The 14,150-nt window shown below is 69.3% G+C and carries 13 protein-coding genes; 10 read left to right on the top strand and 3 right to left on the bottom strand.

All coding sequences use genetic code 11. The annotated features are described in order from the left end of the window. Positions 1 to 137: 137 nt before the first annotated feature. Complete coding sequence (locus GO999_RS03435; RefSeq protein WP_019718276.1) at positions 138 to 599, bottom strand: Lrp/AsnC family transcriptional regulator; 462 nt, start codon at positions 597 to 599, stop codon at positions 138 to 140. 372 nt (positions 600 to 971) lie between these two features. Here GO999_RS03435 and GO999_RS03430 point away from each other — a divergent pair, with 372 nt between their 5' ends. Together GO999_RS03430 and GO999_RS03425 are read left to right on the top strand one after the other, a co-directional pair. After that, positions 972 to 2,258, top strand: a complete 1,287-nt coding sequence (locus GO999_RS03430) for a Zn-dependent hydrolase (protein ID WP_071895424.1) — start codon at positions 972 to 974, stop codon at positions 2,256 to 2,258. Between the two features lie 43 nt (positions 2,259 to 2,301). Next, positions 2,302 to 3,525 carry a diaminopropionate ammonia-lyase gene (locus tag GO999_RS03425; RefSeq protein WP_211906540.1) on the top strand — a complete coding sequence of 408 codons (1,224 nt, stop codon included), beginning with the start codon at positions 2,302 to 2,304 and terminating at the stop codon, positions 3,523 to 3,525. A 190-nt stretch (positions 3,526 to 3,715) separates the two neighbouring features. Here the strand turns inward: GO999_RS03425 and GO999_RS03420 are convergent, their stop codons facing one another. Further along, positions 3,716 to 4,657, bottom strand: coding sequence for a LysR family transcriptional regulator (locus GO999_RS03420; protein WP_043885837.1), 942 nt, complete (start codon positions 4,655 to 4,657; stop codon positions 3,716 to 3,718). A 141-nt stretch (positions 4,658 to 4,798) separates the two neighbouring features. Between GO999_RS03420 and GO999_RS03415 the strand changes: the two genes are divergently transcribed. The 4 genes from GO999_RS03415 (at position 4,799) to GO999_RS03400 (ending at position 7,120) form a co-directional block, all read left to right on the top strand. After that, a complete protein-coding gene (locus GO999_RS03415) occupies positions 4,799 to 5,929 on the top strand; it encodes a DSD1 family PLP-dependent enzyme (protein WP_211906539.1) in 1,131 nt (376 codons plus the stop codon). Positions 5,930 to 6,073: 144 nt separating this feature from the next. After that, the gene (locus GO999_RS03410) at positions 6,074 to 6,241 is read left to right on the top strand and encodes a hypothetical protein (RefSeq protein WP_211906538.1); all 168 of its coding nucleotides are present in this window, start codon (positions 6,074 to 6,076) and stop codon (positions 6,239 to 6,241) included. Positions 6,242 to 6,464: 223 nt separating this feature from the next. Further along, positions 6,465 to 6,905, top strand: a complete 441-nt coding sequence (locus tag GO999_RS03405) for a hypothetical protein (protein WP_165591167.1) — start codon at positions 6,465 to 6,467, stop codon at positions 6,903 to 6,905. 11 nt (positions 6,906 to 6,916) lie between these two features. Then, positions 6,917 to 7,120, top strand: a complete 204-nt coding sequence (locus tag GO999_RS03400) for a GDCCVxC domain-containing (seleno)protein (protein WP_019718270.1) — start codon at positions 6,917 to 6,919, stop codon at positions 7,118 to 7,120. A gap of 18 nt (positions 7,121 to 7,138) precedes the next feature. Here GO999_RS03400 and recG read toward each other — a convergent pair whose 3' ends face one another. Beyond that, the gene (gene recG, locus GO999_RS03395) at positions 7,139 to 9,331 is read right to left on the bottom strand and encodes an ATP-dependent DNA helicase RecG (RefSeq protein ID WP_020832656.1); all 2,193 of its coding nucleotides are present in this window, start codon (positions 9,329 to 9,331) and stop codon (positions 7,139 to 7,141) included. 76 nt (positions 9,332 to 9,407) lie between these two features. Here recG and queA point away from each other — a divergent pair, with 76 nt between their 5' ends. The 4 genes from queA to secD all read left to right on the top strand — a co-directional run bounded on the left by queA (position 9,408) and on the right by secD (position 14,084). Then, positions 9,408 to 10,496: a tRNA preQ1(34) S-adenosylmethionine ribosyltransferase-isomerase QueA gene (queA, locus tag GO999_RS03390; RefSeq protein ID WP_020832657.1), complete on the top strand. Its 1,089-nt coding sequence runs from the start codon at positions 9,408 to 9,410 to the stop codon at positions 10,494 to 10,496. After that, positions 10,490 to 11,641 (top strand): tRNA guanosine(34) transglycosylase Tgt, encoded by a 1,152-nt coding sequence (gene tgt / locus GO999_RS03385; protein ID WP_016723717.1) that lies wholly within the window; start codon positions 10,490 to 10,492, stop codon positions 11,639 to 11,641. Before queA ends, tgt begins: the two co-directional genes overlap by 7 nt. 111 nt (positions 11,642 to 11,752) lie before the next feature. Beyond that, positions 11,753 to 12,082, top strand: coding sequence for a preprotein translocase subunit YajC (yajC, locus tag GO999_RS03380; RefSeq protein WP_011002621.1), 330 nt, complete (start codon positions 11,753 to 11,755; stop codon positions 12,080 to 12,082). A gap of 121 nt (positions 12,083 to 12,203) precedes the next feature. Continuing rightward, complete coding sequence (secD, locus tag GO999_RS03375; protein ID WP_011002622.1) at positions 12,204 to 14,084, top strand: protein translocase subunit SecD; 1,881 nt, start codon at positions 12,204 to 12,206, stop codon at positions 14,082 to 14,084. Positions 14,085 to 14,150: the final 66 nt, after the last annotated feature.

Raw genomic sequence — 14,150 nt, 5'->3', positions numbered from 1 at the left:
CCGAAGCCCGGTAAGCGCGCATCGGGCAGACCCTGTCACGCTGCGCATGCGAGCAGAGGAACGGCGACGGACAGCGTCGCCGTTTTTTTCGTGCCCCGGGGTCCGCGACGGCGGCGCCGATCGCAGGCCGCACCCGGTCAGTCGATCGCCACATTCAGCGTCACCTTGGCCTGGCGCATGGCGACGTGGGTCTTGAAGCTTTTCACGTTTCCGGAAACCAGGAACAGTTCCCGCGTCAGCGCTTCGTATTCGGTCATGCTGCGCACGTTCAGCACGAGCATGAAATCGAAATCCCCGGTGACGTAGTAGACCTGCTGTACTTCAGGCCGCGATACAAAGCGGTTGCAGACCTCGTCGAGCAGGTCCAGACGCTCGTTCTCCAGCTTCACGCCGACAAGGATCGTGATGGGCCGCCCAAGCGCCGCGGCATCGACGACGCTGACATTGGCGCGGATGACCCCGGCCTCTTCCAGCGCCGCGATCCGCCGGTTGACCGCCGAGGCAGAAAGGCTCACCGCCTCTGCGAGGTCGCGCTGCGACAGCTTGTTGTTCTCCTGCAGAAGGCGCAGGAGCTTGCGATCGTAGCTATCCAATTCCATTGTCGGGACCTCGACATCTTGTTCTTTTGCGCGGGCGCGGCCTAGCATCCAGGCAGCCGAGCCCCGGTAATCTACATCAGGACGCCGTTCCCGTGCAGGGCCGGAACGACACTCGCGCCATGGCAAGCGGGCGCTCGACACAGCCGGAGGCGGCACACGCACGCCGGCATGCCCAGGCACGCCGGACGCCGGCCGCCACGCATGCAACGCCGTTTCACTTCCCGCCCCCAATTCACATCTTTGTTGCCTTGGCACGGCGAGAACAAGGGCGATCTTGCGCGCCCCGCGCCCTACCATTTCGGCATCAGCGCTTGCCTCCGCGCGCCGCCGGCGCGCTCGCGGAAGCGTTCAGTATCCATTGGGAGAGGATTCATGCAGGCACCCCAGGTGACCCATCCTGACATCGAGCTGGATGGCGCCCGACTCCTGGCGCAACTGCGCGCGCTCGGCGAAATCGGCGCGGCCCCCGACGTCGGCGGCCGGACCCGCATCGCGCTCACCGACAACGAAAAGGCCGGCCGCGACCTGGTCGTGCGATGGATGCGGGAGCTCGATCTCGAAGTCCGCGTCGACCGCATCGGCAACCTCTTCGGCACCCTGCGCTCCGAGACCGACACAGGCAGCGAAGCGCCGCTGATGATCGGCTCGCACATCGACACCGTGACCCATGCCGGCGCGCTGGACGGCTGCTACGGCGTGCTCGCCGGACTGGCCGTGGCGCGCGCGTTCCGCCAGGCAGGCATCCGGCCCCGCCGCTCGATCACGATCGGGACCTTCACCAATGAAGAGGGCGTGCGCTATCAGCCCGACATGATGGGCTCGCTGGTGTATGCGGGCGGCCTTGCGCTGGAGGACGCGCTGAACACCATCGGCACCGATGGCACGCGGCTGGGCGACGAGCTCGAACGCATCGGCTACGCGGGCGACATGGCGCCGGGCGCGCGGGTCCCTCATGCCTACCTGGAACTGCATATCGAGCAGGGGCCGATCCTGGAGGCGGAACACACGCTGATCGGGGTCGTGGAGAACCTGCAAGGCATCTCCTGGCAGCAGGTGACCGTGCAAGGCCACGCCAACCATGCCGGCACCACGCCGACACACCTGCGCCACGACGCCGGCTGGGCCGCCTGCGCCATCGCCGATTTCCTGCGCGAGCTGGCCGTCGCTTCCAACGGCACGACGCTGGCCACCGTCGGCTGCATGCGCTTCGAGCCGAACGTCATCAATGTGATCCCGCGCAAGGCGACCTTCACCGTGGACCTGCGCGATCCGGACGAGGCGCGCCTGCAAGCCGCCGAGAAACGCCTGGCGGCATTCCTGGCGGCGATCGCGGAGCGCGAGGGCGTGACGATCGGCACGGAACAGCTGGCGCGCTTCGAGCCGGTGGTCTTCGACCGCGCACTCACGGATGCGATCGAAGCCTCTGCGCAGCGGCTCGGCCTGAGCCACCGCCGCATGACGTCCGGCGCCGGACACGACGCCCAGATGATCGCCCGCATGGCCCCCTCCGCCATGATCTTCGTCCCGAGCCGCGGCGGCATCAGCCACAACCCGCGAGAACACACGGACGACGACCAATTGATCATGGGCGCCCGGGTGCTGCTCGACGTCGTACTGAGGCGCCTGGCACCGCCCGCAGCCCAGGCCGTCGACCGGTGACCGCCCCCTTTCCCCCACGCATTCCGATTCAGAAGGGCTCTCCATGCTCGTCACCAACCCGCACGCCCGGCGCGTGCCGTATCCGGCCGACCTCAAACGGATCATGAACATCGAACAAGCCGGCCGGAGCAGCGCCTGGCTGTCCCACTGGGACCAGCTCAACGCCGGCCCGACCCCGCTCATCAGCCTGCAGGATCTCGCGGCCCGGCTGAACATCGCGGCACTGGCGGTGAAGGATGAGTCCGCCCGCTCTCCGCTCGGCAGCTTCAAGGCCCTGGGGGCGCCGATCGCGCTCGCTCGCCTGATCCTCAGGCTGTGGCCGGAACGGCGGATGGATCCGATCGCGCTGATCGGCGGGCAATACGCCGGCCTCCTGAAAGACTTCACGGTGATCAGCGCGACCGACGGCAACCATGGCCGCGCGCTGGCCGCGGCCGCCCGCACGTTCGGCTGCCGGTGCGTGATCGTGCTGCATGCCAACGTGAGCGAGGAACGTGAAGACGCGATTGCCGCGCACGGCGCGGAGATCGTCCGGATCGCGGGCAACTACGATGCCTCCGTCGAAGCGGCCGCGCGCCTGGCGGAAGCGAACGGCTGGAAAGTCGTGTCGGACACGTCCTACGCGGGATACCAGGACATTCCCCGCGATGTCATGCAGGGCTACGGCACCATGGTCCGCGAATGGTTCGCGCAAGCGGGCGCGCAACCGGATGCCCCGGGCCCGTTCACCCACGTCTTTCTGCAAGGCGGCGTCGGCGGCCTCGCGGCGGGCGTGATCAGCTACCTGTGGGAATGCTTCGGGGCGAACCGCCCCACCTTCATCGTCGTCGAGCCGGTCCAGGCGGATTGCCTCTGCCAGAGCGCGCTGCAAGGCCGGCCGGCCAGGGCGACCGGTTCGGTGGATTCCGTCATGGCGGGCCTGGCATGCGGCGAAACCTCGCCGCTGGCCTGGCAGTTTCTGCGCGACAGCGTCGACGCATTCATGACCATCGAGGACGGCGATGCGGTTCAGGCGATGCGCCTGCTGGCCGCCGGCGGGCCACGGGATCAGCCGATCGTCGCCGGCGAGTCCGGCGCTGCCGGCCTTGCCGGGCTGGTGGCGCTGCGCGGGCGGGATGCCCTGTCCGCCGCTGTCGGGCTCGATGCCAGCGCCCGTGTGCTGGTGATCAATACCGAGGGGGCGACTGCGCCTTCAGTCTATGCGCGGCTGGTCGGCGAGCCGTGTGAGGCAGTGCTGGCGCGTCGGGCTGAGGGTTTTGCGCGCTGACGGCCACCGCTCAGGGAAGCGGCCGCTGCAGCGGCGAGGGGTCGTGCGCGGCACCTGGTCCGCCGCTCCAGCGTCGGCAGCCATCCCTTTCCATGTTTCGCGCGGTGCGCCTGCGGAGCTGGCGGCATAGTTCCGATCCCTCCGCGACATCGACACGCGCCATCGTTGCCGACCACCCGCGAGGCCCGATCTAACCCTGCCGACGACGACGCCCCTGCCGCCACGGCACCGGCTCCAGCGCCCGCCTCGCCACCTCCAGAAACAGGCGCTGCCTGGGCGAGACCCCCTTGCGCGTGGGCACCAGCGCCATCACCGGCGCAGGCTTCAGCGCCCAGCCCGGCAGCAGGCGCACGAGCGTGCCCGCGGCCAGCAGCGGCGCCGCCTCCCATTCCGAGCGCACCATCACGCCCAGCCCGTCGGCGGCCCAGTCGCTGATCACGGTCCCGTCGTTCGACGACAGGGCACCGGACACCCTGACGTTGACCACCTGCCTCGCGCGGCCGCTGCCGGCCGTGGTGTCGGTAAAGCGCCAGCGCGTCACGTCCTCGTCGTTCTCGCGCAGGCACAGGCAGGGCAGATGGGCGAGCTCGGCCGGATGGGTGATCGGCGGCAGCCCGGCGAGGCAGGCCGGGCTGGCGCACAGCACGCGCTCGTTGGGCGCCAGCGGATGCCCGACCCACGAAGAATCCCGGGCCTCGCCGATATGGATGACGATGTCCGCCCCGGACATCTCGGCCAGCGGGTTGTCCGACAGATGCAGCATGATGGCCAGCTTCGGCGCGTCCCGGTGCAGATCGCGGACAATCGGGGCGATGTAGCGCCGGCCGAACCCGAACGGCGCGACGATGCGCAGATGGCCGCTCACCCCAGCCGCCTGGCCCGAGACCTGCTGCGGCAGCGACTCCAGCCGATCCAGCAGCGCGGTCGCTTCCCGCAGAAGCCGCTGGCCTTCCTCGGTGAACGACACGCCGCGCGGCTCGCGCACCACGAGCGACACCCCGAGCCGCGCCTCCAGCCGCCGCATGCGGACAGTCAGCGCCGGTGGCGTGACGTCCAGCAGCCGGGCCGCCGCCGCCAGCGAGCGCGAGACGCCGAGCGCCCGGAACATGCGCAGATCGTCGAGATCAACCATTTCGACCATTAAATCCAGATGAATGGGAACTTGATTTCCCATTAAACACAAGAACACCCGGCGTTTCTATAGTGCTGCGTATTCCGGGCCGCGCTGCCCGGCTTCCCGACATCCATGCCCCACCCTTGCCAGGACCACCCGATGCGCTTGCCATCCCTCAATACCCCGGCCGCCTTGATCGACGTCGCCCGCATGACCCGCAACATCGAGCGGATGCAGCAGCGCCTGGACGCGCTCGGCGTCCGCTTCCGGCCCCACGTCAAGACGACGAAGTGCGAGCCGGTCGTCCGTGCGCAGCTCGCCGCCGGCGCCCAGGGCATCACGGTCTCCACGCTCAAGGAGGCTGAGCAGTTCTTCGCGGCGGGCATCTGCGACATCGTCTACGCCGTCGGCATGGCGCCGGCCAGGCTGCCGCAAGCGCTGGCGCTGCGCCGCCGGGGATGCGACCTGAAGATCGTCGCCGACAGCGTGACCTGCGCGCAGGCCATCGCCGCGTTCGGCGACGAGCACGGCAAAGCGTTCGACGTGTGGATCGAAGTGGACGTCGACGGGCACCGCTCCGGCATCGCCCCCGACGACGATCGGCTCATCACGGTCGGCCGGGTGCTGGCCGAGGGCGGCATGCGTCTGGGCGGCGTGCTGGCGCATGCCGGCTCCAGCTATGAGTACCACGCACACGACGCCCTGGTCCGCATCGCCGAACTGGAGCGGTCCGGCTGCGTCCGGGCCGCCGAGCGGCTGCGCGCGGCGGGCTTGCCGTGCGAGACCGTGAGCATCGGCTCCACGCCGACGGCGCTCAGCGCCGAGCATCTCGAGGGCGTGACCGAAGTCCGGGCCGGCGTGTATGTGATGTTCGATCTCGTCATGCACAACGTGGGCGTCTGCGCGCTGTCCGACATCGCCCTGAGCGTGCTGACCACGGTGATCGGCCACCAGGAGGACAAGGGATGGGCCATCGTCGACGCCGGCTGGATGGCGATGAGCCGCGACCGCGGCACGCAGAAGCAGCCGCGCAACTTCGGCTACGGGCTGGTGTGCTCGGAACACGGCGAGGTGCTGGGCGAGTACCTGATGACGGGGGCGAACCAGGAGCACGGCATCGTCACCCGGACAGACGCGCCGGATCGCGAGATCGCGCAACGGTTTCCGGTCGGGACACGGCTGCGGATCCTGCCCAACCACGCCTGCGCGACCGGCGCCCAGCATCCCGAATACCAGGCGCTGGCCGAGGACGGCACCGTCCAGGCGTGGCCCCGATTCTACGGCTGGTGAGCCGACACTGACACCGATGACCGTCGCCGGATCGCCCGGGGAATAAACCGGCGCGCTCACCCGTTTACTGCGGTATCGGGGGGGAACCGACCCGCGGCCATCAGCAGCCGGAGCGCATGCATGGCCGCATGCCAGGAGATTCCGATGAACGCGCTTCGTCTCGTTTGCGCCGCCCTCGCAGGGCTGCTTGCCGTGGCAGCCTGCACCACCAGCGGCGACATGGCCCCATCCTCTTCATCATCCGGCACCTCGACACGCGGTGCCCAGGGCATGGGCAGCGGCTACACCCGCGGCGGCGGTGGCGGCTACTGAGCAGGCCGCCCGGCCGACGGCAGTGGAAACAAAGCGTTACACATCCCCGGGGCGCGCCCAGGAATAAACCGCGCCCCCGGGCGGTTTACCCGTGTGCAGGATCCCGCTGCAACCGCGCGCCATCCCGCAGGCAAACCGATGTGCCGAGCAATGCGGCCGAACAGGCCACTGAACACCGCAGCGCCGCATTGAGACGTCGGGCATCCCGGAACGGGGGGGCATCATGAGCAAGCGTCTGACAGTCTGGACGGCAGCGCTGATGGGGCTTGGCGTCTGCGCCTGCGCGATCGCGCAGGACATCCCGGTCGGCACCTGCCGGCCGATGGTGGGGCAAGCCGAGATCGACGGCGTGATGCAGCAGGTCAGCGGCACGGCGTGCCTGCAGCCGGACGGCACCTGGCAGATGGCCGACGGCACCACCGTGGCCTACGCGGGCCCGCCGTACTTTGTGGATGACACCTGGTACTGGGCACCCGGCGGCGTAGTCTTCGGCAGCGTGATCTTCATCGACCGGTTCCACCACGCCCACCACATGCATCGCGCATTCTTCCGCCATGACGGCGGGGGCTTCGGGCGCGGCGGCGGCTTCCACCATGGCGGTGGCCACGGCGGACATGACGGTGGCCACGATGGCGGCCACGGCACCGGCGGCATGCACCGTTGACGGCGGTCGCGATGCAGCTCGAATCGGTCCTGACCTGCCCGCTGTGCGGCTTCGCGTGGCAGGAAACCATGCCGACCGACACCTGCGTGTTCTTCGCCGAATGCCCGGGCTGCCACGCACGGCTACGCCCCCGGCCCGGCGACTGCTGCGTGTTCTGCTCGTACGGCTCGGTCCCGTGTCCGCCGGTCCAGCTGCGGCGCAACGGCCGCGCATGAGGCCGGCGGCCCCGCCGGCTAGACGCGCAGGTAGTGCTCGCGCTCGCCGAGCCAGCGCTTGAGGTGCGCCTCCACCGCGTCGGGAAAGCGCGCCAGCATCTGCTCGGCCGCGCCCTGGGCGAACTCGACCATCCACGCATCGTGGTTCAGGTCGGCAAAGCGCAACATGGCCTCGCCCGATTGCCGCGCGCCGAGGAATTCGCCGGGGCCGCGGATATCCAGGTCGCGCCGCGCGATCTCGAAGCCGTCGGTGGTCTCGCGCATGGTCTGCAGGCGCTGTTTGGCCGTCGGCGACAGGGGCGCCTGGTACAGCAGGATGCAGACCGATTCGGCCGTGCCGCGCCCGACCCGTCCGCGCAGCTGATGGAGCTGCGCCAGCCCGAAGCGCTCGGCGTGCTCGATCACCATCAGCGAGGCGTTGGGCACGTCGACGCCCACTTCGATCACGGTGGTCGCCACCAGCACGTGCAGCTCGCCGCCGGCGAAGGCGCTCATCACCGCGGCCTTGTCGGCGGACGGCAGGCGCCCGTGCACCAGCCCGACCTTGAGGCCGGCCAGGCTCTGCGACAGCGTCTCGAACGTCTCGACGGCAGTCTGCAGCTGCAACGCCTCGCTTTCTTCGATCAGGGGACAGACCCAGTAGACCTGCCGCCCCTCGCGCGCGGCGGCGTGGATGCGTTCGATCACCTCGTCGCGGCGCGCATCGTTGACCAGGCGCGTGACCACCGGCGTGCGGCCGGGCGGCAGCTCGTCGATGGCCGAGACGTCGAGGTCGGCGTAGTACGTCATCGCCAGCGTGCGCGGGATCGGCGTGGCCGACATCATCAGCTGGTGCGGCACCAGCTGCGCGGTCTCGGCGATGGGCGTGTCGGTGCCGCCGGCCTTGCCGCGCAGCGCCAGCCGCTGCGCCACGCCGAAGCGGTGCTGCTCGTCCACCACGGCCAGCCCCAGGCGGGCGAAGGTCACGGTGTCCTGGATCAGCGCATGGGTGCCGATCACCAGCTGCGCGGTGCCGGCGGCCACGCGCGCAGCGGCCTCGTCCTTCTGCTTGCGCTTGAGGCTGCCGGCCAGCCAGACGATGTCCACGCCCAGCGGCGCGAGCCAGGCCGACAGCTTGCGGTAGTGCTGCTCGGCCAGCAGTTCGGTCGGCGCCATCAGCGCGGCCTGCCGGCCGGCGTCGATGGCCTGGCACGCGGCCAGCGCGGCGATGACGGTCTTGCCGCTGCCCACGTCGCCCTGCAGCAGCCGCTGCATCGGGTACGGCCGGGCGAGGTCCGCGCGGATCTCCTCCCACACGCGGGCCTGCGCGCCGGTCAGCTTGAAGGGCAGCGCCGCCAGGAAGCGCGCGAGCAGCCCGTCCGCGCCGCCGGCCCGCAGCACCGGCGCGCTGCGCGTGCGGCGCGCGGCCTGGGCGCGCTTGAGCGACAGTTGCTGCGCCAGCAGTTCGTCGAACTTGATGCGCAGCCAGGCCGGGTGGGTGCGTTCGACCAAACTGTGCTCGTCCACGTCGGGCGTGGGCTGGTGCAGCAGGCGGACGGCCTCGGCGGGCGCCATCAGCTTGAGCGGCGCCAGCGGCCCGCGCAACAGGCTGTCCGGCAGGGTCTCGGGCAGCGGCGTGCGGCCGAGCGCATTCAGGATGGCCTTGCGCAGATACGCCTGCGCCACGCCGGCGGTGCTGGGATAGACCGGGGTCAGGCGGTCGGGCAGCGGCTCGTCCGGCGTCACGGCGCGCACCGCCGGATGCACCATCTCCGCGCCGAAGAAGCCGCCGCGCACCTCGCCGCGCACGCGCAGGCGCGCACCCTCGGCCATCTGCTTGACCTGGCTGCCGTAGAAGTTGAGAAAGCGCAGCACCAGCTCGCCGGAATCGTCAGCGATGTGCACCACCAGTTGCCGGCGGGGCCGGAACGCCACTTCGTTGCGCGTCACCACCCCATCCACCTGCGCGGCCCAGCCGGTATTGGCGCGGGCGACGGCCTCGGCGATGGTCAGCAGCGCGGTTTCGTCCTCGTAGCGCATCGGCAGGTGCAGCACGAGATCGACGTCGCGGCGCAGGCCGAGCTTGGCCAGCTTGTCGGCGGGGCGGGCGGTCTTGGCGGCCGGCTTGTCCGCGGGCTTCGCCGCGGGCGCGCGCCTGGGGCCGGCGGCCGGCGCCGTGTCGGCATCGGGCGCGGGAACGGCGGCGGTGGCGGAGCGGGCGCGAGCGGGCACAGGACGTTTACAATGTCGGACTTTGCGGATCGCCGATGATTGTACCGGCGCCCGCCGCCATCATTTGGCGCAATTCATGTCTGCGCCGCCATTCATGCTGACGCTGTCCGATTTCGATTTCGATCTGCCGCCCGAGCTGATCGCGCAAACCGCCCTGCCCGACCGCACCGCGAGCCGCCTGCTGGCCGCACGCCACGACGCGCAGGGCACGCATTTCGATGACCGCCAGTTCGCCGACCTGGTCGACTACCTGCGCCCCGGCGACCTGCTGGTCTTCAACGACACCCGCGTGATCAAGGCGCGCTTCTTCGGCCACAAGGCCAGCGGCGGCAAGATCGAAGTGCTGGTCGAGCGCCTACTGGACGAGCACACGGTGCTGGCGCAGATCCGCTCCAGCAAGTCGCCGGTCGCGGGCAGTACGCTGCGCCTGGCCGATGCCTTCGATGTGACGGTCGGACCGCGCCACGAACCCTTCTTCACCCTGCGCTTCCCGCAGCCGGCGCTGGAGTTGATCGAGCAGTACGGCCGCCTGCCGCTGCCGCCCTATATCGAGCACACGCCCGACAGCTTCGACGAGACGCGCTACCAGACCGTCTATGCGCGCACGCCCGGCGCCGTGGCCGCGCCCACGGCCGGCCTGCATTTCGACGACGCGCTGTTCGCCAGGCTCGATGCGATGGGCGTGCGGCGCGGCTTCCTGACGCTGCACGTGGGCGCCGGCACGTTCTCGCCGGTGCGCGTGGAGAACATCGCCGAGCACCGCATGCACAGCGAGTGGTATGCCATCTCGCCGGAGCTGGCCGAGGCCATCCGCGCCACGCGGGCGGCGGGCGGGCGCATCGTCGCCGTCGGCACCACGTCGATGCGCGCGCTGGAATCGGCCGCGCAGCCGGACGGCACGCTGGCAGCCGGCTCGGGCGAGACCGACATCTTCATCACCCCCGGCTACCGCTTCCGGCTGGTCGACGCGCTGGTGACCAACTTCCACCTGCCCAAGTCGACGCTGCTGATGCTGGTGTCGGCATTCGCGGGCCTGGAGACCATCCGCGCCGCCTACCGCCACGCCATCGCGCAGCGCTACCGCTTCTTCAGCTACGGCGACGCCATGTTCCTGACGCGCGCCGAGCCTGATACCCAGTCCGCTTCCCCCGACCCCTCATGCTGAATTTCGACCTCCTCACCACCGATGGCCTCGCCCGGCGCGGCCGCATGACCCTCAACCACGGCGTGGTGGAAACGCCCATCTTCATGCCGGTGGGCACCTACGGCGCGGTCAAGGCGATGTCGCCGGTGGAGCTCAAGGACATCGGCGCGCAGATCATCCTCGGCAACACCTTCCACCTGTGGCTGCGCCCCGCGCTGGAGGTGATCGACGCGCACAAGGGCCTGCACGGCTTCGTCGGCTGGGACAAGCCGATGCTGACCGACTCCGGCGGCTTCCAGGTGTTTTCGCTGGGCGATCTGCGCAAGATCACCGAAGAAGGCGTGCATTTCGCCTCGCCCATCAACGGCGACCGGCTGTTCCTGTCGCCCGAGATCTCGATGCAGATCCAGCGCCGGCTGAACTCCGACATCGTCATGCAATTCGACGAATGCACGCCGTACCAGATCGACGGCCGGCCGGCCACCGAGGCGGAAGCAGCCGCCTCCATGCGCATGAGCCTGCGCTGGGCGCAGCGCTCGCGCAACGAGTTCGAGCGGGAGCGCAATCCCAACGCCCTGTTCGGCATCGTCCAGGGCGGCATGTTCGAGCCCCTGCGCGATGAATCGCTGGCCGGCCTGCAGGCCATCGACGCCGACGCGGGCGGCCAGGGCTTCGGCGGCTACGCCATCGGCGGGCTGTCGGTGGGCGAGCCCAAGGAAGACATGATGCGCGTGCTGCAGCACGTGGCGCCGCGCCTGCCCGCCAACAAGCCGCACTACCTGATGGGCGTGGGCACGCCGGAAGACCTGGTGGCGGGCGTGGCCGCCGGCATCGACATGTTCGACTGCGTGATGCCGACCCGCAACGCGCGCAACGGCTGGCTGTTCACCCGCTTCGGCGACATCAAGATCAAGAACGCGGTGCACCGCAACGATCCGCGCCCGCTGGACGAGACCTGCGGCTGCTACACCTGCCGCAACTTCTCGCGCGCCTACCTGCACCACCTGCAGCGCGTCGGCGAGATCCTGGGCGCCCGCCTGAACACCATCCACAACCTCCACTACTACCTGGAGCTGATGGCCGACATGCGCACGGCGATCGAATCGCACAGCTTCGCCGCCTTCCGGGCCCGCTTCGCCGCCGACCGGGCGCGCGGGGCACTCTGAGCGCACTTGACAAACCCGCCGATGCACCCATTTTCCGCTGGACCGCGATGGTAGAATATCCGGTCCGATTTTTGACCGATTGACGAACCATTACGGAGTTTGACCGTGCTGATGATTTCCGACGCTTACGCACAGACCGCCGGCGCCGCGCCGGGGGGTGCCGGAAATGGCCTGATGAGCTTCCTGCCCATCATCCTGATGTTCGTGGTGCTGTGGTTCATCATGATCCGCCCTCAGATGAAGCGGCAGAAGGAAACCAAGACGATGCTCGAGGCGCTGGCCAAGGGCGACGAAGTGGTGACCGCCGGCGGCATCCTGGGCAAGGTGACCAAGGTGACCGACCAGTACATCACGGTCGAAGTCGCCCCGAATACCGAACTCACCGTGCAGAAGAATGCTGTGACGACCGTGCTGCCCAAAGGCACGCTCAAGTCGCTGTAATCCGGCTTGCCCGGCGCCGCGCGCTCCGCGCGGCCGCCGGCACCCCAGGCAGCGCCTATCCTGAGATTGCCGCGCCGTCGCCTTCCCGCGCCGCCTGACCGCTCTCCAAGCGTCCTCCAAGATGAACCGCTATCCGCTCTGGAAATACCTTGTGATCCTGGTGGCGCTCGCCATCGGGTTCCTCTATACGCTGCCGAACTTCTTCGGTGAAGCGCCCGCCGTCCAGGTGTCGTCGGGCAAGGCCACCGTCAGGGTCGACCTGGCGACGCAAAAGCAGGTCGAAGACCTCCTCGCCGCCGCCAACCTGAAGCCGAACGGCGTGTTCTTCGACATGAACGGCACCTCGGGCAGCGTGCGCGTGCGCTTTGCCGACACCGACACGCAGCTCAAGGCCAAGGATGCGCTGGCGCGCGGCCTGAACAGCGACCCGAACGACCCGACCTACATCGTCGCGCTGAACCTGCTGTCGGGTTCGCCGCGCTGGCTGACCGCCATCCATGCCCTGCCGATGTTCCTGGGCCTGGACCTGCGCGGCGGCGTGCACTTCCTGCTGCAGGTCGACATGAACGGCGCGCTGACCAAGAAGCTCGACTCGCTGGCCGGCGACATCCGTACCCAGCTGCGCGACAAGGGCGTGCGCCACAGCGGCATCGAGCGCAGCGGCACGACCATCAGCATCAAGTTCACCAACCCCGACGAAGCCGACCGCGCCCGCGGCCTGCTGGCCGACAGCGCCCGCGAGCTGGCCTTCACGGTCGACAAGACCGCCGACGGCGCCACGCTCACCGGTACCTTCACCGCCGCGGCAATGAAGGAAGTCCAGGACAACGCCGTCAAGCAGAACGTCGTCACGCTGCACAACCGCGTCAACGAGCTCGGCGTGTCCGAGCCGGTGATCCAGCAGCAGGGCCCGGACCGCATCGTGGTGCAGTTGCCCGGCGTGCAGGACACCGCCAAGGCCAAGGACATCATCGGCCGCACCGCCACGCTGGAAGCCCGCCTGGCCGACCCGAACGCCACCGGCATTCCGCGTGCGACCGATCCGGTGCCGCTGGGTGACGAGCTGTTCACGCAAGGCCGCGGCGCGCCGGTGCTGCTGCAGAAGCAGGTGATCTTCACCGGCGACCGCATCAACAGCGCCTCGGCCGGCTTCGACCAGAACCACAACCCCTCGGTCGACATCACGCTCGACGGCCAGGGCGGCCGCATGCTGCGCGACGTCTCGCGCGACAACATCGGCAAGCGCATGGGCATCGTGCTGTTCGAGAAGGGCAAGGGCGAGGTGCTGACCGTCGCCACCATCCAGTCCGAACTGGGCTCGCGCTTCCAGATCACCGGCATCGGCTCGGTGGAATCGGCCTCCGACCTGGCGCTGCTGCTGCGCGCGGGCTCCCTGGCCGCGCCGATGGAGATCATCGAAGAGCGCACCATCGGCCCGTCGCTGGGCGCCGACAACATCAAGAAGGGCTTCAATTCGGCCGCGTACGGCTTCGCCGCCATCTCGGTGTTCATGGTGCTGTACTACATGCTGTTCGGCGCGTTCTCGGTGGTGGCGCTGGGCGTGAACGTGTTCCTGCTGATCGCCATCCTGTCGATGCTGCAGGCCACGCTCACCCTGCCCGGCATCGCGGCCATCGCGCTGGCGCTGGGCATGGCGATCGACGCCAACGTGCTGATCAACGAGCGCGTCCGCGAAGAGCTGCGCAACGGCGCGTCGCCGCAGATGGCGATCGCCGCCGGCTTCGAGCGCGCCTGGGCGACCATCCTGGACTCGAACGTGACCACGCTGATCGCCGGCCTGGCGCTGCTGGCCTTCGGCTCGGGCCCGGTGCGCGGCTTCGCCGTGGTGCACTGCCTGGGCATCCTGACGTCGATGTTCTCGGCGGTGTTCTTCAACCGCAGCCTGGTCAACCTCTGGTACGGCCGCAAGAAGAAGCTGCAGAGCCTCGCCATCGGCCAGGTGTGGAAACCCGCCGGCACCGAAAGTCCGGCCAAGCAGTAACGCTACGACGACCTCACCGCATCGCGCATAACCGGCACCGGCCCGACTGACGGGCCGCTTGCCACA

This window comes from Ralstonia nicotianae, assembly GCF_018243235.1.
GTDB classification, from domain to species: domain Bacteria; phylum Pseudomonadota; class Gammaproteobacteria; order Burkholderiales; family Burkholderiaceae; genus Ralstonia; species Ralstonia nicotianae.
This window is presented reverse-complemented; position numbering and strand designations above follow the sequence as displayed.